The sequence below is a fragment of the Planotetraspora silvatica genome (assembly GCF_016863315.1).
Lineage (GTDB): Bacteria > Actinomycetota > Actinomycetes > Streptosporangiales > Streptosporangiaceae > Planotetraspora > Planotetraspora silvatica.
Genome location: NZ_BOOQ01000002.1, coordinates 413,033 through 429,482, shown reverse-complemented (window position 1 = coordinate 429,482; position 16,450 = coordinate 413,033). Strand labels below are relative to the sequence as shown.

Annotated in this window: 20 protein-coding genes and 2 tRNA genes; 15 read left to right on the top strand and 7 right to left on the bottom strand. The window is 67.2% G+C overall.

Annotated features, from left to right (window positions below):
* Positions 1–295: 295 nt before the first annotated feature.
* The 9 genes from Psi02_RS02280 to Psi02_RS02245 all read left to right on the top strand — a co-directional run bounded on the left by Psi02_RS02280 (position 296) and on the right by Psi02_RS02245 (position 6,410).
* A complete protein-coding gene (locus tag Psi02_RS02280; RefSeq protein ID WP_203971231.1) occupies positions 296–1,123 on the top strand; it encodes an alpha/beta hydrolase in 828 nt (275 codons plus the stop codon).
* A gap of 198 nt (positions 1,124–1,321) precedes the next feature.
* A complete protein-coding gene (locus Psi02_RS02275; protein WP_203971229.1) occupies positions 1,322–2,491 on the top strand; it encodes a VanZ family protein in 1,170 nt (389 codons plus the stop codon).
* Positions 2,484–2,744, top strand: coding sequence for a class I SAM-dependent methyltransferase (locus Psi02_RS39900; protein WP_239094534.1), 261 nt, complete (start codon positions 2,484–2,486; stop codon positions 2,742–2,744). The genes Psi02_RS02275 and Psi02_RS39900 overlap by 8 nt, the downstream gene beginning before the upstream one ends.
* Positions 2,741–3,001 carry a hypothetical protein gene (locus Psi02_RS39895; RefSeq protein WP_239094533.1) on the top strand — a complete coding sequence of 87 codons (261 nt, stop codon included), beginning with the start codon at positions 2,741–2,743 and terminating at the stop codon, positions 2,999–3,001. Before Psi02_RS39900 ends, Psi02_RS39895 begins: the two co-directional genes overlap by 4 nt.
* A gap of 188 nt (positions 3,002–3,189) precedes the next feature.
* A complete protein-coding gene (locus tag Psi02_RS02265) occupies positions 3,190–3,660 on the top strand; it encodes an ester cyclase (RefSeq protein ID WP_203971227.1) in 471 nt (156 codons plus the stop codon).
* A gap of 189 nt (positions 3,661–3,849) precedes the next feature.
* Positions 3,850–4,191 (top strand): ArsR/SmtB family transcription factor, encoded by a 342-nt coding sequence (locus tag Psi02_RS02260; protein ID WP_168509396.1) that lies wholly within the window; start codon positions 3,850–3,852, stop codon positions 4,189–4,191.
* A gap of 3 nt (positions 4,192–4,194) precedes the next feature.
* Positions 4,195–4,701, top strand: a complete 507-nt coding sequence (locus Psi02_RS02255) for an SRPBCC family protein (RefSeq protein WP_203971225.1) — start codon at positions 4,195–4,197, stop codon at positions 4,699–4,701.
* The gene (locus Psi02_RS02250; RefSeq protein WP_203971223.1) at positions 4,701–5,336 is read left to right on the top strand and encodes a dihydrofolate reductase family protein; all 636 of its coding nucleotides are present in this window, start codon (positions 4,701–4,703) and stop codon (positions 5,334–5,336) included. Before Psi02_RS02255 ends, Psi02_RS02250 begins: the two co-directional genes overlap by 1 nt.
* Positions 5,337–5,564: 228 nt before the next feature.
* Positions 5,565–6,410 carry a helix-turn-helix transcriptional regulator gene (locus Psi02_RS02245; RefSeq protein WP_203971221.1) on the top strand — a complete coding sequence of 282 codons (846 nt, stop codon included), beginning with the start codon at positions 5,565–5,567 and terminating at the stop codon, positions 6,408–6,410.
* A gap of 78 nt (positions 6,411–6,488) precedes the next feature.
* Here Psi02_RS02245 and Psi02_RS02240 read toward each other — a convergent pair.
* Positions 6,489–6,561, bottom strand: a tRNA-Arg gene (locus tag Psi02_RS02240).
* Between the two features lie 10 nt (positions 6,562–6,571).
* Positions 6,572–6,644, bottom strand: a tRNA-Met gene (locus tag Psi02_RS02235).
* A 317-nt stretch (positions 6,645–6,961) separates the two neighbouring features.
* Between Psi02_RS02235 and Psi02_RS02230 the strand changes: the two genes are divergently transcribed.
* Positions 6,962–7,756: a class I SAM-dependent methyltransferase gene (locus tag Psi02_RS02230; RefSeq protein WP_203971219.1), complete on the top strand. Its 795-nt coding sequence runs from the start codon at positions 6,962–6,964 to the stop codon at positions 7,754–7,756.
* Positions 7,757–7,762: 6 nt separating this feature from the next.
* Here Psi02_RS02230 and Psi02_RS02225 read toward each other — a convergent pair whose 3' ends face one another.
* From Psi02_RS02225 to Psi02_RS02215, 3 genes are all read right to left on the bottom strand, one after another.
* Positions 7,763–8,593 carry a helix-turn-helix domain-containing protein gene (locus Psi02_RS02225; protein WP_203971217.1) on the bottom strand — a complete coding sequence of 277 codons (831 nt, stop codon included), beginning with the start codon at positions 8,591–8,593 and terminating at the stop codon, positions 7,763–7,765.
* A gap of 282 nt (positions 8,594–8,875) precedes the next feature.
* Positions 8,876–9,385, bottom strand: coding sequence for a DUF4142 domain-containing protein (locus Psi02_RS02220; RefSeq protein ID WP_203971215.1), 510 nt, complete (start codon positions 9,383–9,385; stop codon positions 8,876–8,878).
* Between the two features lie 18 nt (positions 9,386–9,403).
* Positions 9,404–9,649 (bottom strand): hypothetical protein, encoded by a 246-nt coding sequence (locus Psi02_RS02215; protein ID WP_203971213.1) that lies wholly within the window; start codon positions 9,647–9,649, stop codon positions 9,404–9,406.
* 285 nt (positions 9,650–9,934) lie between these two features.
* Between Psi02_RS02215 and Psi02_RS02210 the strand changes: the two genes are divergently transcribed.
* Both Psi02_RS02210 and Psi02_RS02205 read left to right on the top strand, forming a co-directional pair.
* Complete coding sequence (locus Psi02_RS02210) at positions 9,935–11,197, top strand: serine hydrolase domain-containing protein (RefSeq protein ID WP_203971211.1); 1,263 nt, start codon at positions 9,935–9,937, stop codon at positions 11,195–11,197.
* A 111-nt stretch (positions 11,198–11,308) separates the two neighbouring features.
* Positions 11,309–12,247, top strand: a complete 939-nt coding sequence (locus Psi02_RS02205; protein ID WP_203971209.1) for a hypothetical protein — start codon at positions 11,309–11,311, stop codon at positions 12,245–12,247.
* Between the two features lie 44 nt (positions 12,248–12,291).
* Here Psi02_RS02205 and Psi02_RS02200 read toward each other — a convergent pair whose 3' ends face one another.
* A complete protein-coding gene (locus Psi02_RS02200; protein WP_203971207.1) occupies positions 12,292–13,053 on the bottom strand; it encodes a DUF4328 domain-containing protein in 762 nt (253 codons plus the stop codon).
* Positions 13,054–13,118: 65 nt separating this feature from the next.
* Complete coding sequence (locus Psi02_RS02195; protein WP_203971205.1) at positions 13,119–14,036, bottom strand: D-alanyl-D-alanine carboxypeptidase family protein; 918 nt, start codon at positions 14,034–14,036, stop codon at positions 13,119–13,121.
* 314 nt (positions 14,037–14,350) lie between these two features.
* On the opposite strand from Psi02_RS02195, the gene Psi02_RS02190 reads away from it, so the two are divergent.
* From Psi02_RS02190 to Psi02_RS02180, 3 genes are all read left to right on the top strand, one after another.
* Complete coding sequence (locus Psi02_RS02190; protein ID WP_239094572.1) at positions 14,351–14,662, top strand: PadR family transcriptional regulator; 312 nt, start codon at positions 14,351–14,353, stop codon at positions 14,660–14,662.
* Positions 14,659–15,543 carry a hypothetical protein gene (locus tag Psi02_RS02185; RefSeq protein ID WP_203971200.1) on the top strand — a complete coding sequence of 295 codons (885 nt, stop codon included), beginning with the start codon at positions 14,659–14,661 and terminating at the stop codon, positions 15,541–15,543. The genes Psi02_RS02190 and Psi02_RS02185 overlap by 4 nt, the downstream gene beginning before the upstream one ends.
* A gap of 316 nt (positions 15,544–15,859) precedes the next feature.
* The gene (locus tag Psi02_RS02180) at positions 15,860–16,342 is read left to right on the top strand and encodes a barstar family protein (RefSeq protein ID WP_203971197.1); all 483 of its coding nucleotides are present in this window, start codon (positions 15,860–15,862) and stop codon (positions 16,340–16,342) included.
* The last annotated feature ends 108 nt before the right edge of the window (positions 16,343–16,450 follow it).

Genomic DNA, 16,450 nt, shown 5'->3' with positions numbered 1-16,450 from the left:
AAGCTACTCAGTGAGAAGTCGGTCTCTGGTCACGGTTATGTCGTGTGCGCACCACGGGGCTTGTCGTGGTCTCTCGCCCGCTCAAGCCGGGTGTCAACACCGGCAAAACAGTTGCCGCTGGACGATTGCCTCCTGTGCGATCGAAACGCGGAATCGGCCCGACGCAACGCCTGTCCCTTGGGCACCGGCGGTCACTCCGGCTTCAGCGGTTTCCCCAAGCGGACGGGGGGCCGGCTGACGATGCACGACGCCGCCCGGCATCGCACCAGCCGGACGCCACCTAACATTTGCAGGCATGTCGCGAGATATCGTCAGCGAGCTGCGTGAAGGTGCGCGCAAGCGGAACGGCACGCGCCCGAAGGGGCCCGCCCTGCCGTACGTCGAGGACCTGACCAGCCCGTCGGGGCTGCCGCTGCGCCGCTACCGCCCTTCCGCCGAGCCGCGCCCGCTGGTGGTGTTCCTGCACGGTGGCGGATGGGTCTTCTGCGATCTGGAGACTCATGACAGGACCTGTCGCCGCCTTGCCCAGGAGTGCGACGTCGAGGTCCTGGCCGTCGACTACCGGCTGGCACCGGAGCATCCGTATCCGGCCGCGATCGACGACGCCGTCGAGGTGCTCCGCTGGGCCAGGCCGGTGGCCGTCGCGGGGGACAGCGCGGGCGGGTATCTCGCCACCATGGCCTGCCTTCGACTGCGAGACGAGGGCGGGCCGTCGCCTGCCGTGCAGATCTTGATATGCCCCAACACCGACCTCACGCTGTCGTGGCCCAGCATCACCGAGAAGGGCACGGGCTACGGGCTCGACGCCGAGATGCTCGCCTGGTTCGCCGCCCAGTGGATGCCCGACGCGGAGGGTCGCCGTGCTGCGAGCCCACTGCATCACCCCGACCTGTCCGGCCTGCCGACCGCCCTGGTGGTGACCGCAGAACATGACGCGCTGCGTGACGAGGGCGACGCCTACGCCCACCGCCTGGCCGAGGCCGGCGTCCACGTCACGCACCGCTGTGAACCCGGCCTCGTCCACGGATTCATCCAGGGCATGGATCTGACCAGTTCCGATGCGGCGGCCGCGCACGAGCGGATCTTCACCGATATCCGGAGACTGATCCCGCGCCAGGACTGAGTCCTGTCACCCTTACCCCACCGTTCCGACGAGCAGGAAGGCGGAGCGCGAGCACCGCCGTCCCTGAGCGACAGCGGTCGTCGCGACCGCCGGCACCGGACTTCCGGAACCTCGGATCAAAGCCGCGAAACACGATGAACTAGATTTCAATGATCGATACGGCCGGAACTCTGGTCTGATCGGGCAGACCGAAAATGAGTGGAACGGAGTCGACCGTTGTTGTCCGACCGGCTGTTGCCCGCCGTGCCGGCGCTGTTCGGCGGCGCGCTGCTCGCCGTCATCCTGTTCGTGCCGTTCGTCTTCCTCAGCTACCGGCGGCGCGGGGAAGTGGGGCTCGGGGCGGCACTGCTGGCGTTCGGCCTCCTGGTTTACGGGCTGGCGCTCCTCGCCTACACGCTGTTCCCCGTGCCGCGGATCGACGGCACCTGGTGTGCGGCGAACACGGCGATGAGCCACCCGCAACTCGACCCGCTGCGTTTCCTCGACGACATCGCGCAGGATCGGCGGACGCCGGGCCTGCGAGGGCTGCCGGCGAATCCGGCGGTGCAGCAGGTCGTGTTCAACGTGGCGTTGTTCGTACCGCTCGGCGCCTACATCCGCCACTACTTCCGGCGCGGTGTGGTCACCGCGGTGGTGGCGGGGGCCGTGGTGTCGTTGCTGATCGAGGTCACCCAGTTCACCGGGAACTGGTTCCTCTTCTCATGCCCCTACCGGCTGTTCGACGTGGACGACCTGTTCGCCAACAGCCTGGGCGCGGCGATCGGCGTCATGTTCGCGCCGCTGCTGCACCTGGTCTACGGACGGCATGCCACCCTCCCCGCGAACGTCGCCCGTCCCCTCACCGCCAGGCGGAGGCTGCTGGGGATGCTCGTGGACCTCGTCGCGGTCTTCCTGCTCGGCGGAGTCCTCGCCACCGGGCTCCATCTGGTCGTCCGGTTCGGTCACGTCCAGATGGCCGAGCATCCGTGGGGCGCCCTGGCGGACTCCGCGCTGAACCCCTGGTTGCCCGCGGTGCTCCTGCTCGCCCTCCCCTCACTGGGTGCGGACGGCGCCACTCTGGGGCAGCATGCCGTACGGCTGCGCCGGACCCGCGCAAACGGAACCCGGGCCGGTATCCGGATCGTCCCCGCGCTGCTGTTCGGCGGTTTCGGCTACTGCGTTCTCGTCGGGCTCGACTCCTTCGTCCCGGCGGCGGGCGGATTGGCCAATCTGCTGCTGCTCGCCTGCCTGCTGCTCGCCCTGCCGAGGTCGCACCGGGGGTTGTCCGGGCTGGTCTCCGGACTGACCGTCACCGACTCACGCCGTCGTGGAAAGAGGCCGGCCATATCGCGGACGACCGAGGACCTGGTGGACTCACGCCATGACTGAGCCGTCGCCCCGCATCCTGCAAGCACTTGACCGGTTCCATGCGGCCCACCCCTGGGACCACAACGCCCACTACCACCGGTGGATCCTGCGGCAGCTCCCCAGGAGCTTCGACAGCGCTCTGGACGTCGGATGCGGCAGCGGTGACCTGGCCAGGCTCCTGGCCTCGCGGGCCAGAGTGCCACCATCCACCACCTGCCGTTCAGCGACGCCCTCGCCCGCTTCCGCGAGCACCTGGCGCCCGGCGGGACCTTGATCGTCGTCGGCCTCGCCGACGCGCGGTCTCGCGGCGATCGTCTGCTCGGCGCCGCCGCCATTCCGTCGAATGTCGCCATGGCCTGGATCAAGAACAAGGGCCGCAAGGCACCGTGGCCGGCCTCGATGACCGCGCCGACCCGACCGGCGACCATGATCTTCCCCGACATCGTTCGTGAGTCTCGCCGTGTGCTGCCCGGCGCACGGCTGCGCCGACGGCTGTTCTGGCGCTACACACTGGTCTGGCGCCGGCCGTGAAGTGATCCGCGATCTGGCCCGCACCGTGGACACCACTCTGAACCTGCTGGAGACGGCGCCGCACCGAGCGCGACGTTCAAAGGGAAGACGTGGGCGGCGCCAGGAATCACCCATGTTCATCCGCCTTCCGGCTGATTGGCGTGGGCTGAACCTGGAGTACCGCGTTAGCCTGGTTTTCGTATGAGCTGGTGACGCTCGCATCGGGGGGAGCGAAGATGATGATCACCGCTCGAGAATTGAAAGATCGAGTGATCGGCGCTCTGAACGATCACGATCTCGAAGTGACCAAGCAGTGCTTCGCCCCGGACGCCGTCTACGTCGGCCCGGTAGGCACGGCTGAAGGGCGCGAACAGATCGGCTGGTACTTCGAGCATCTGCTCGAAGCCTTTCCGGATCTACAGCTCACACCGTGGTGCAAAGTTCCCGTTTGCGATCCGGCTGTGTCGGCTGTCTCGGAGTACGTCATGACAGGGACGCATCTCGGGCCGTTCCTGCTGCCCGGAGGGGCGGCGCTGAAGGCGACCGGGCGTCGCATCGCGGTTCGCGCAGCCGGGATGTGCACCATCGAGAACGGGCTGATCATCAGCGATCGGGAATACTACGATCAGCTGGAGCTGCTCAGCCAGCTTGGCCTGCGCGTGCCGGAGGTCGTCGCCTGACTGCCCTCAACCTCGACCGGCCGGCTTAGAACTCCTGCCCCGCGAGCACCTGTCGTGATCCTCGCGCGGCTCCCGCAGGACCGCCGCGGAGACCCCGAAGGTGTCGGTGGACACCAGCACGTCGGCGATGACGCCGACCGCGGATTCGGCCGGCTTGACGCATGCCGATATCGGCATATGATGCTGCCCATGGCACGAGCAGCGACGACGTCGGACGTCTTCAACGCGATCGCCGAGCCGCAGCGCCGGGAGATCCTGCTGCTGCTGCGGGCGGGTGAGCGGCCGGTGACCGAGTTGGCCCAGGAGCTGGGGATGACCCAGCCGGGGGCGTCCAAACACCTGCGGGTGCTCCGGGAGGTCGGGCTGGTACGGGACCGCAAGGCAGGCAAACAGCGCCTGTACGGCCTTGACGCCCGCGGGCTGCGACCGGTCCACGAGTGGACCGGCGGGTTCGAGCGGTTCTGGAACGAGAGCTTCGACCGGCTGGACGCGTACGTGCAGGACCTCAAGCAGGCAAGGCAGGAGGAGTAACCGATGGCAGCGATAGGACGGGACGCGCCGGCGCAGTCAGCGACGGCCGACCGCGAGATCGTGATCTCCCGGGTCATCAGTGCCCCACGGGAGCTGGTGTTCGAGGCGTTCACCGAAGTCCGGCACCTGTCGCGATGGTGGGGACCGGAGGGGTTCACCACCACCACGCGGGCGTTCGAGTTCCGCGTCGGCGGGGAGTGGGACTTCGTGATGCACGGACCGGACGGGACGGACTACCAAGAGTGGATCTCCTGGACCGAGATCGCCCCGCCGGAGCGGATCGCGCTTGTGCACGGCGAGTCCCGCGACGACCCGAACGCCTTCGAGTCGGTCCTCACGTTCGCGCCCGACGGCGAGGCGACCCGGATCGAGATGCTCACGGTGTTCCCCACCAAGGAGCTGCGCGACGAGGCTGTCGAGAAGTACCACGCGATCGAGGGCGGCCGGCAGACCCTGAGCAACCTGGCTGCCTACGTCACCGAGATCGTTCGGAAGGGAGCGGAGGACTGATGGCCGGAAAGGTGTTCTTCAGCGTGACGATGTCGCTGGACGGGTTCGTCGCGCCCGAGGAGCGCATGGACGACCCGGATGCGCAGCGCTGGATGGCGCAGTGGATGGAGCTGCAGCAGTGGGCATTCCCGCTGCGGTTCTTCCGGGAGAACCTGAAGCTGGGCGAGGGCGGCGAGGAGGGCCGCGACAACGACGTAGCGCGGGAGACGTTCGAGCGCACCGGCGCGAGCGTGATGGGCAAGCGCATGTTCGACCTCGGCGAGCAGATGTGGCCGGAGGAGGCGCCGTTCCACACGCCGGTCTTCGTCGTGACGCACGAGAAGCGCGACCCCTGGGAGCGGCCGGGTGGGACCACGTTCCACTTCGTCAACGACGGCATCGAGACCGCGCTCGACCAGGCCCGCGAGGCCGCCGGCGACCGCGACGTCCGCATCGCAGGCGGCGGCGCGACGATCCTGGAGTACGTGAACGCCGGCCTGGTCGACGAGTTCTCGATCGCGCTCTCACCCGTGCTGTTCGGCTCCGGAATCCGCCTGTTCGAGGGCGTGGACGCGGGCCGCGTCGCCCTGGAGCCGGTCCGCGCGGAGCCGACGCAGCGGGTGACCCACCTGACCTACGCGGTCCGGGAGCGGTAGCCGGTTCGAGGAGGGCGCGTCCGGTGGCGGCGATGTCGCCGAGCCGAAGCCGAGCCACTCGAGGTGACGGGGGTATCCATGATCGCTCTCGCTTTCCACATCGCATCGTCCGCAGCCGGATTCGGCCGCGGAGTCAGTGTGTGACCTGATGCGAGTCGCGGGCAGAGTCGCTTATCCACGGATTCGCAGTCCCTGGCAAGGCTTTTCTGAAAGGCGAATACTGCAGATATGGATGCCCCTGATCTGGCCCACTTTCTGCGGACGCGGAGGGAGAGGCTCACTCCCTCCGAGACCTGGATGTCACCGACACTCCGGCGACGTACGCCCGGGCTTCGCCGCGAGGAAGTGGCACAGATGGCGGGCATCTCCACGGACTACTACACCCGGCTCGAACAACGCCGTGCGCCGCAGCCGTCGCCCACCGTCTTGAAATCGCTGACCCGCGCGCTGAGGCTGACCCTCGACGAGCGGGACCACCTCTACCGTCTGGCCGGGCACAACGTCCCCGACCGCACCCGCGGTGACGACCACGTCTCCCCGGCCCTGCTGAGCGTCATGGACCGGCTGCACGACATACCGGCCCAGGTCATGACCGATCTCGGGGAAACGATCGCGCAGAACCAGCTGGCGCGCTCCGTCTTCGGCGACCACCGCGAACTCACCGGCATGGCCCGCAACGTCGTCTACCAGTGGTTCACCACACCGCGGGCGCGCACGGCATACCCGCCGCAGTTGCAAGTAGAGGAGTCCCGGATACTGGTCGCCGACCTGCGCGCCGCCCACGCCCGCCGCAACGACGCCAAAGCCCGCGACCTGGTCGGACGCCTGCGCGCGGAAAGCCCGGAGTTCGCAGGCCTGTGGGACGACCATGAAGTCGCCGTCCTCCGCAGCCGACGCAAACGCGTCGCCCACCCCGTGGTCGGCCTGCTGGAGCTGGACTGCCAGGCCCTCCTCGATGACGACCGCTCGCAGATCCTCGCTCTCTTCACGCCCACCCCTGGCACGCCGACTGCGGAGAAACTGGTCCTGCTCTCCGCCATCGGCTCGCCCCACCATCCGTCTGATCGACTTTGATACGGGCCCTAGACGCTCACTTAGCTACCCAGAAGGCCACTTCCGATCATGGGGGTGGCCTTTCTGCTGGTCAGACGGTGCCTCTGGCTGGAATCGAACCAGCGACCTCCTGCTCCGCAAGCAGGCGCGCTTTCCACTGCGCCACAGAGGCGTGAAAGGAGTGGCGGGTGCGGGAATCGAACCCGCCCGGAGCGGCTTATGAAACCGCCGGGCACACCAGCGCCCTCACCCGCCGGGAATCCGCCGGGTGATCGAGGAGCCGCTCAGGACCGGGTGGTCCGAGCCGGCTTCGCCGCGGCGGGCGTCACATGTGGGTGTCGAAGCGCATGCGCATTCGGCGATGGACGCGGTGACCGCGGCGACGGCAGTGATGGTGGCGCAGCATGACCCGCTCCTTCCGAATGTTCAGGCGGTGTCGTGTCCGAGCATCCCGCCCCGCCACCGGCGGCGGCAACGGGTTTTCCGTGAAGATCGCGAGGCCCCCGCCGCGGCGGACGTGGCCGCCCGAATTCGGTTGAATCGGGCGGCGGCGGTTAGGCATGCTCGCCATCATGGCGGAGTCACGGCAGCTCGCAGCGAAGATCATGGACTACTACCTGCAGGGCAAGGAGGACGGCCGGCTGCGGTCGGGGCGCGGCCGGCTGGAGTTCTGGCGAACCCAGGACGTGCTGCGCCGCCTGCTGCCGGCCGTACCGGCACGCATCCTGGACGTCGGCGGCGGCAGTGGGGTGCACGCCGAGTGGCTGGCCGCCGCCGGTCACCGGGTGGAACTCGTCGACCCGGTGCCCGCGCACGTCGAGCAGGCGTCGGGTCTGCCCGGCGTGATCGCCCGCGTGGGCGACGCGCGGCATCTGGAGGTGCCGGACGGCTGGGCCGACGCGGTCCTGCTTCTCGGGCCGCTCTACCACCTGACCGAGCGGGCGGACCGAGTCGGGGCGCTGGCGGAGGCGCGCCGTGTCACCAGGCCCGGCGGGCTGGTCGTGGCGGCGACGATCGCCCGGTGGGCCGCGGTGCACGACATGATCCGCCTGGGTCGCTACGCGGAGGAGCATGTGCGGAGGGCGGCCGACGAGTCCGCCCGCACGGGGATGCTCGACGGAGATGCGAGCGTGGGCTTCACCACCGCCTATTTCCACGACCCCGGCGAGGTCCTCACCGAGTTCGCCGACGCCGGTCTACCCGGAGCCGAGCGATACGCGCTGGAAGGCGTGTTCGCCCTCTACGCGGAGGAGTGGCTGGACGATCCCGGACGCAGGGCCCTGCTGCTCGACGTCGCCCGCCGTACGGAGAACGAGCCGGCGCTTCTCGGATTCGGGCACATGCTCACCGTCGCGAGGGTGAGCTGAGGAGGATCACCCGGCGATGGCGACCCGGCTCCTCAACCTGGTCAGGGCCTGCTCCGAGGGGCTGCCCGGCTCCGCCTGGAAGATGAACAGGTCCTGGTCGGGGCAGCTGTTCACGGTGAAGGCCTCGTAGGAGAGGGTCAGGTCGCCGGCCAGGTAGTGATGGAAGCGCACGGAGTCGGTCGTCTTGGCCCGAACGTCGTGGCGGGCCCACATGCGCCGGAAATCCGCGCTCTCGCGGGAGAGCTCCGCGAGCAGCTCGATCAGGAGGGGGTCGTCGTGGTCGGCCGCCGCGGCGGTGTGCAACTGGGCCGTCTTCGAAGCGGCGTCCTTCTCCCAGTCCCGGTAGAAGACGCGCGCGTCGGGATTGAGGAAGGTCAGCCGCAGCAGGTTGTCCCTGTGATCGAGCCCTTCGTAGAGGGCTTCGCCCAGGGAGTTGCCGCCGAGCACGTCCAGCCTGCGGTTCACCACGACCGCGGGCGTGTTCCGCCAGCCCAGCATGAGCCGTTCCAGGGTCGGGCTCACCCGGTCCGTCCGCCCCTCCGTCGTGCGCTTGATCGCCTTCGGGCGCGCGAGTTCGTGGAGATGGTCGGTGGCCCAGGCGTCGAGTTGGAGCACCTGAGCGAGGGCGTCGAGCACCTGATCCGACGGGCGGCGTTCCCTGCCCTGTTCCAGCCGGATGTAGTAGTCCGTGCTGACGCCGGCCAGCATGGCCACCTCTTCACGGCGCAATCCCGGTGTCCGGCGACGATGGTCGCCGTGTGAGAGACCTACTTGATCGAGGGTGGTGGTCTGGCGTCGAGCACGGAGGAAGTCTCCAAGGAGCCTGTCCGTGTCCATCTTGACCAGGGTACGCGGCGATCGGCCCGCGAAAGTGGCCGTGATACTCCTAGGCAGGCTGTCATCCCGGCCCGCCTCCGGCATCCACAGTGCTGAGCCTCAGCCTGTGGACAACGTTGTGGGCAACGCCTGTGGACCTCCCAATAAATAGGCGGACATGCTGGGGATATCTCTGTGGAAAATATTCTTTGCAGTCGGCCCCAGGGATGGGCGCGATGCCTGCAATGCGTCTCTGACCAGGATCTTTACCCCTATGTCACATTCTGGTCTCGCTGATCGAGGTCAGCCGGTACGGATGTGCTCCAGCAGCTTGAGGTGCGACTCGACGACCGGCTCGGCGTCGCGGGCGAGCTGCTTGACCTTGTCCGAGGCGCCGTCGGTCCGCTCCTTCGCGATGGCCGCCAGGTCCTCCTTGTGATCGGTGATCTCAGCGGCCACCCAGGCCTTGTCGAGCTGGGCGCCGCTCATGGCGGAGAACTTCCGAAGGCCCGCCTGCTGGGTGTCGCCGGGCTCGCCGGGCAATCGGACCCCTACCTCGCCGGCGACGCGCCGGACCTCCTCGTCGAGCTTGGTGTGGTCGTCGACGAGCGTCGTCCCGGCGTCGCGGACGGCCTTGCCGGCCGCCTGTTTCTCGACGAGCCGTCCCGACTGGATCTCCGCGAGGTTCCCCTGGTGCACCGCGACGAGGAACGACCGGTCCTGGTCGTTGACGTCGGGAGCCGCGGCGAGACCTGCTGTCCCGCCCGCGAGCGCGATCGCCAGGGCTGCCGGCAGCACGATGATCCGTCTCATCATGGAATCCCCCCGGGGCTAGTAGCGGGTTCGGGCGCGCATGCAGCGCTTGACGAATTGGTGCTCGCCGACGGCGTACGTGCAGCACCGGTAGGGGCCTGTCCACCAGCAGCGTCGCGCGGTGGCGGAGGTGCCGGTCGGAGCGCTCATCGCCGCCGCGGCCTCGGAGCAGGGCACGGAGGTCGTGGACGCCTCGGCGGGTGTGAGCGTGAGGACCGTGAGCAATGCCGTACCGAGAAGCAGGAATCGAGGCTTGCCGCGCATGGCGCCTCCTCCCGATCGGGGCCACGTCTTCGCCGATGACGTGGCCGACCCGAAACGGTCAAATGGGATATTCCCGTCCCGTTGTGCGCGGACGCGAAACGCCGGAGAAGAGGATGGGGCCCCAGCTTCGCGGGGTGTGACCTGGTCGGGACGCCCGATGGGGGCGGTGGCAGGCGGGGTGCCTGTGACTTTGCTCGGATCGGTGATGTGGATCAGGCATCCCATGATCGCGAAGTCTCCTAAGATGCTGATCTACCTGACAGATCATGACTTAGGGGGTTATGGGTGACTTTGCTCAGTCGGAGGAGCCTGCTCAAGACGGCCGCGGGGACGGTGCCCGTCCTCGTGGCCGGCACCCTTCCTGACCGGCCGGCCGACGTGCTGGTCACGGGCGTCGTCCCCGCGGCTCTCGCCGGACTCGACACCGTGGTGAAGACGTACATCGCCGAACGCGGCATCACCTGTGCGCAGCTCGCGGTGGTCAAGAACGGCAAGCTCGTGCTGGCCCGAGGTTACGGCACCTACATGACGCCCGCGCCGCCGGGTGAGCAGCAGTTCCTCGCGCGCGTCCAGCCGACCAGCCTGTTCCGGATCGCCAGCCTGAGCAAGCACATCACCGCGACCGCGATCTTGCGGCTCGTCCAGGACGGCAAGCTCAGCCTCTCGGCCCCCGTCACCACGCTGCTGGGCCTGTCCACAGCCGGCGACTCCCGGTTGAAGGACGTGACCGTGCTCCGCCTGATGCAGCACCTCGGGGGCTGGGACAGGGACGTGAGCGGCGACCAGCTCTGGCTGGATCACACGATCTCGGCCGTGCTGGACGTCCCGCTCCCGATCAGCCAGTCAGACATCGTCGCGTACGCCACGCCGCGCCCACTCGACTTCGCCCCCGGCTCGAAGATGGTCTACAGCAATTACGGCTACCTCCTGCTCGGCCGGATCATCGAGAAGGTGTCGGGCATGACCTACGAGGCGTACGTGAAGCAGAAGCTCCTGACGCCCGTCGGCATCAGCCGTATGAGCATCGGCCACAGCCTGAGAGCGGAGTCCTCGGCGAGCGAGGTGGGCTACTACTCCCAGTACACGAACACGACCGTCATGGATGAGTCCCGGGCCGTGGTGCCGTACCCGTACGGCGGGTTCAACATGCCCAACCAGGGCGCCAACGGCGGCTGGCTCGCGTCCGCCGTCGACCTGGTGAAGTTCTCCGGCGTCTTTGACGCGGCGGGGCCGGTGCTCAACGCCGCGTCGATCGCGACGATGGTCGCCAAGCCGGAGATCGGGATGAGCGCTGACGGTTCGTGGTACGGCTGCGGCTGGTACGTGCGCCAGGTGACCGGCCACCTCAACACCTGGCACAGCGGCTCGATGCCGGGGACCTACACCTATCTGGCGAGGCTTCAGAACGGCATCACCTACGCCGCGCTCTTCAACCGGCGCGAGGAGACCGGCACTCCCGACTACGACGTGCTGAGCGCACGCATGAACGAGGCCTTCGGGAAGGTCACCACCTGGCCGACGACCGACCTCACCTCGCAGTACTTCTGACACCGGAGTCCGATGTCACCCGCCCGAGCAGCCGGACCCGGATTGGGCTACACGCGTGGTCAGGCTGCTCGGCGGCTCTTTCTGCGGATGCGCAGATGATAAGAAGATTTCGTGGAGTTACCGATTCTGTGCGCCCGCTGTGGGACGCACTTCCAGTCAGGTACGGATATACCGTCCACCTCCTCGCTTTTCGAGTTCGATCCTCACAAGATGCCATTGGGCGGGATTCCCAGGGCGGGTGATCCGTGCCCGATCTGTGGATTCATGAACGGTTCCGAAGCGATACGGGACACCCTCGCGATCATCTACACCGTTCGCGCCGCCGCTCTGCGGCGTGAGGAGACCGCGAGGCTCGCGGCGGAGATCGACGCGCTTCGAGAGAGCCAGGCCGGCATGGAGGAGGCGGTCGCGGCGCTGACCGACAGAGAGCCGAAGGTGTCGGGACTTCGCCGGGTGGTTCCGCGGGGTCAAGGAAACACCCTGGCCTTTCTGGCGCTGCTGGTCTCCTGCCTCACCCTGGCGGAGAACATCCTGGGAGACATGCCCGCGCTCAAAGAGGTGTTCGGGCAGGGTGACAGCTCACTCGACGTGCTCGCCTATCCCCGGCTGTACATCGCCACCCAGGGCGAGATGACCAAGGTGGCCTTCACTGGAAGAGCGAGGCTGCGGGACGGGTTCTCGTTGTTCGCCGTTCCCCTTTCCAATACTCATGTCGGCATGGGTGCCCGCGGGCCGATGAGGGGCCAGATCGCCTGTCACCGCATCCCCGTCGTGGCGTCCATGTGGCACTGGCGTTTTCCACGGCCTTTCCCGGGGCTTCAACTGACCAGAATCGACCTCGTTCTCCTGCGAGAAGGAAGTGAATCAGAACGCCACGTCAAACGAACGTGCGCGAGCACCCGAAACGCCGCCCTCACGCACGAGGAATTGGCTCTCGACTCGATCTCGTTGACCGGTCCGGCCTTCCGGTGGTCGAACACTCGAGGAGAGGAGCACCGGACGATGTCCGTGCCGCCAGGCCGCCCTTTTTCGCTGCTCACATTCAACTGAGTGCCCCGTGTCACCTACGACACGGGGACACGGGAGCCGACCGATCAGGCGGCGGCGATTTGATGCGCGGCGATGCTTCGACGCGCCTCTTGGAAACGGCTGATCTGCAGGACGATCATGGCGGCCAGTATGGCCGCGATGACGAGCAGGGCGTCAGTGATGACGTCGACCAGAACCGCTCGCCTGATCGACTCAAGGTCGTCGGGGTTACGGAAACCGTTGGACACCAGCTTCGACGCCCAGACTGCCGCCAGCCAGGCCAGCCACCAGGCCCAGATGAGGCCGGAGCGCCGCGCTGCTCCGAAGTTGGGTGCCAGGTGCAGGCCGCCTGGCTTGGATGAGGCCCAGATGTCATCCATGATCTGCTTCGGGAACCAAAAGCTGACCACCGGGACGACCCAGCCGAAGAACAGCCACGGTGTGGACAGCCGATGCGGCCACAGGGCAAGCGGCTCGGCGTTCTTCCTCGCGCGGTAGAGCCAGACCAGGAACGCGGCAATGGCGAGGACGTAGGCGACGGACTGGACCATGGCCACTGCGCCGGCGATCGAGTCTCCGGCCTCGATCTCGGCGATGTCCACCGAATCCGGGTCGGCGGAGAACTCACTGATGAGTGCGACGCGCTGCACGCCCACTACAGATGCCGTCAATCCGACAAGGGCGTTCAAGGCCAGGGCGACGGAAGCCGCGACGGCTCGCCCATGAATGGGGCGCAGCGCGGTGGGGGGTGGTGCGGGGTACACGGGATACTCCTCTATCAGGATAGAACGGGCGTAAATATCCCGTATCTCCAGGTTTCCTGACAATGGGTTTCCGGTGCGCGGACCTTCCCGTGATCACTTCGGCCCTATTGCTTTATCCGTGGTGCGTCTCACTCGGTGCTGCGCTCTGCCAAGAGGGACTGAGGCAGTCCCTGCTGGATCGCGATGACCAGCTTCCGGCTGTTGTCGAGAGCGGCCTGGAGTCCTTCCGCGGGGGTGGTGTTCGCGCGCTGGTGGAGGACGACGCCGAGGATCAGCCGGGTCCTGCCGCCGGCCTCGGCCTCTGCCGCCCACATCAGGGCGCCGCCCGCCGGGGTGCTCGAGCCGGTCTTGAGGCCGATCACGCCGGACGTGCCCAGCAGCGTATTGGTGTTGATGATCGTGCCCGGAACTCCGGGAACCGTGATGCTGGGCTTGGCGACGATCGAGCGGAAGACCTGGTCCTTCATGACCTGCCGGGCCAGCTTCAACTGGTCCACGGCGGTGCTCGTGGTCGTCGGCTCGATGCCGCTCGCGCCGGTGTAGATGGTGTGAGCCATGCCGAGGTCGACGGCGGCCCGATTCATCTTCGCCACGAAGGCCTCCTGGCTGCCGGCGTCCCATCGAGCCAGCAACCGGGCGATGTTGTTGCCCGAGGGAATCAGCATCAGTTCGAGCAACTGCCGCTCGGTGAGCTCCAGACCTTCCCTGACCGGCGCACTGGATTCCTCGAGCGAAAGCGACTCCTCGGCGGCGGCTTTGTCGACCTTGATGACCGGGCCGGATTCGGTTCCCCGCAGCGGGTGGTTCTTGAGGATCACGTACGCGGTCATCACCTTGGTGACGCTCGCGATGGGCACCGGCTCCCGCTCACCCTGCCTGCCGAGGCTGCCGAGGCCTTCGACCTCCACGCTCGACTGCCCCTCCGTCGGCCACGGCAGTGGCATCGCGACGACCGCGCCCTCCACCTCGCTGGAGCCCTGGCCGACGCAGCCGGAAACGGCGACGGCGAGCGCGGCCACGGCCAGGACCCGTGCCGTGATGCCCATAGCGGAACGGAGCCGGCGACCCTCCCGGCCGGGCGAACTGGATCCGCCGAGCGGACGGGTAGAGCACATGGCAAAGCACCTCCAGGAGACCGGCGCGCCGTAATCGCGCACGTCAGCCACCCTGTGCGGTGCAGGTGTCCATGTTGTCGAGGCCGTGCGTTCGTGGACGCTCGGCCGCGTATCAGCCGTGTATCAGCCCTCGAACCAGCCTCCGCGCTCTGGATGCCGGAGACCTCAGCCGGGTGGGCGTGCAATTGGCCGGAAGCGCTGGACCATATATCGGGATCCGATATATGGTGCCGTTCGTGAGCAAGATGACAGAGGCGACGTACTTCATCCTCGCCGCACTTTTGGAGGCTCCGCTCCATGGCTACGGGATCATCAAGCGCGCGGGTGATCAGTCGGGCGGCCGCGTGAAACTGGCCGTCGGCACCCTGTATGGCGCACTTGACCGGCTCGTGGAGGCGGGCCTGGTGGTGTTGGACAGGGAAGAGGTCGTCGATGGCCGGCCGAGACGCTACTACCGGATCACCGACGACGGCGGCACCGCCGTCCGCGAGGAGGCGGTACGGCTCCAGCAGGCCGCCCGGGTCGTCACGGGTCAGATCGCGGTGATGGGCGCATGAGCACCGAGGCCGCGCTCGAACGGCGCTACCGCAGTCTCCTCAGGGCCTACCCGAAGATCTATCGCGACTCGCACGGTGACGAGCTCGTCAGCACGCTGATGGAGGCGTCCGATCCTCAGGCGGGCCGTCCCGCGCTGAGGGAGGCGTTCGCTCTCATCGCCGGCGGGTTCGCCGCTCGTGCGAGGAACGCCAGGCCAGAGGGGGTGCCCTGGTGGGCGGACGGGCTGCACCTGGGCGTGCTCGCCGTCGCGACGACCACGTTCGCCCTGGAAATTAGTATTCGGTCGGGACCTATCTGGGATGCCCTCGATCGACCTGTCTGGACACTCGGTGCGATCGTGCTGATGGTGGCGATCATCCGTGGATGGGTGTGGCTGGCTCTGCCCCTTGCGCTGATCGCCGCACTCGACACCAGCCGCTGGCTGTTCTTGGACGGCTCCGATCACGGGGTGCTCAAAGTTGGCCCGTTCTATACCTCTGTAGGGCAAATGCTGCCTTACTGGATAGTCGTCATCGGCCTGGCCGTCCTCGCAGTGCGGACAGGGAAGAGGCTCCCCACCCGATCGTGGTCATGGCTCCTCATCCCGGCGCTCGTCTGGGTGGCGGAGTACGCCGTCCCCATCTATGGCTTCCTGGGGCTGAAGCACCTCTTCCGGGCGGGCGTCGAGGTGCTGGCGCTCGGGGTCGTGATCTGGGCCACTGTCGCGATCCGGGACGCCCGATGGGCGCTCGCGGCCGCCCTCTATCTGATCCCTGGCCTGACCTACTTTGGCGAGACCCTCCTCCTGCACGGCAGAAATGCCTTCGCTTACTGGGGCGTGCTCACCCTGCTCGTACTGACGTCGTTCGTCGCGGCCGGCCGAACCAGGCAGAGGGTCTGATTCACCCGAGCGAATGAGACCCGGCCAACCGCCAGATCTTGGAAGCACACGCGGTATGAAGCACAAGAACCAACGACAGGACCCCGGGAGATCTCTCGGGGTCCTTCGGCGTACGGGCATGGAATTGTTCCGGGAGACGCCGATATCGCTATGCGCACCTGAGCCGAACGGCCTGGAAGTATTCCGCGTATGTGCCGGACTTGAAATGCGCGGCCACGCGATTTGAGATCTTGCTATACCTGGCGATCACTAGCCTGACCATCATGGCCGTCTTTGATCGGGATGCCCGCTTCACCACCCCTTGGACTACCGCCTCATGGCGGGCTCGTTCGTGACGCTCTTTTGGCGGCGGTCGGTTCTGGATGAGACGATCGGCTGGCTACTCGCGCATGGCTACCAGGTGATTCACTTCGATGCGTCAGTCTGGCTGACAGAGGATGACCTGCATCGGGACTTCGCTACGGCTCTTGATTTCCCGGACTACTACGGGGGCGTCTTAGCTGCGCTGAATGACTGTCTGAGTGACGTTGCGTTCTGCGAGTACGGGGCTCGACCGGATGCGACCGGTCTGGTCCTCGTACTGACCGGCTACGACAAGTTCACGGAGCGCCTTCCCGAGGTTGCGGAGAAGACCCTCGACATCATCACCGGAAACGCGCAGACGGCGATGCTGGTGGGGCATCGCATGTTTTGCCTCGTGCAGTCTGACGATCCCCGTATCTCGTTCGGTCCTTTGGGGGCCACCTATGCGGGGTGGAATGCCGCGGAGTGGCGTTACGACAGACGTGGCCTGGCATAGACCGGCTTGCATCGCGATGTGCGGCGCGCACGCCTCCGCCATCCTGATCAGACCCTTACCTCAGCCATCTACGGCCAGCGACCATGAGCAGGCCCTTGGCAATCACCC

Excerpts from the sequence above, each read along its gene's own strand:
- Psi02_RS02190 (WP_239094572.1), top strand. The coding sequence starts at position 14,351 with ATGACAGAGGCGACGTACTTCATCCTCGCCGCACTTTTGGAGGCTCCG.
- Psi02_RS02220 (WP_203971215.1), bottom strand. The coding sequence starts at position 9,385 with ATGAGACGGATCATCGTGCTGCCGGCAGCCCTGGCGATCGCGCTCGCG.
- Psi02_RS02195 (WP_203971205.1), bottom strand. The coding sequence starts at position 14,036 with ATGGGCATCACGGCACGGGTCCTGGCCGTGGCCGCGCTCGCCGTCGCC.
- Psi02_RS02245 (WP_203971221.1), top strand. The coding sequence starts at position 5,565 with ATGGATGCCCCTGATCTGGCCCACTTTCTGCGGACGCGGAGGGAGAGG.
- Psi02_RS02280 (WP_203971231.1), top strand. The coding sequence starts at position 296 with ATGTCGCGAGATATCGTCAGCGAGCTGCGTGAAGGTGCGCGCAAGCGG.
- Psi02_RS02260 (WP_168509396.1), top strand. The coding sequence starts at position 3,850 with ATGGCACGAGCAGCGACGACGTCGGACGTCTTCAACGCGATCGCCGAG.
- Psi02_RS02180 (WP_203971197.1), top strand. The coding sequence starts at position 15,860 with ATGGCGGGCTCGTTCGTGACGCTCTTTTGGCGGCGGTCGGTTCTGGAT.
- Psi02_RS02250 (WP_203971223.1), top strand. The coding sequence starts at position 4,701 with ATGGCCGGAAAGGTGTTCTTCAGCGTGACGATGTCGCTGGACGGGTTC.
- Psi02_RS02215 (WP_203971213.1), bottom strand. The coding sequence starts at position 9,649 with ATGCGCGGCAAGCCTCGATTCCTGCTTCTCGGTACGGCATTGCTCACG.
- Psi02_RS02230 (WP_203971219.1), top strand. The coding sequence starts at position 6,962 with ATGGCGGAGTCACGGCAGCTCGCAGCGAAGATCATGGACTACTACCTG.
- Psi02_RS02225 (WP_203971217.1), bottom strand. The coding sequence starts at position 8,593 with ATGGACACGGACAGGCTCCTTGGAGACTTCCTCCGTGCTCGACGCCAG.
- Psi02_RS39900 (WP_239094534.1), top strand. The coding sequence starts at position 2,484 with ATGACTGAGCCGTCGCCCCGCATCCTGCAAGCACTTGACCGGTTCCAT.
- Psi02_RS02255 (WP_203971225.1), top strand. The coding sequence starts at position 4,195 with ATGGCAGCGATAGGACGGGACGCGCCGGCGCAGTCAGCGACGGCCGAC.
- Psi02_RS02185 (WP_203971200.1), top strand. The coding sequence starts at position 14,659 with ATGAGCACCGAGGCCGCGCTCGAACGGCGCTACCGCAGTCTCCTCAGG.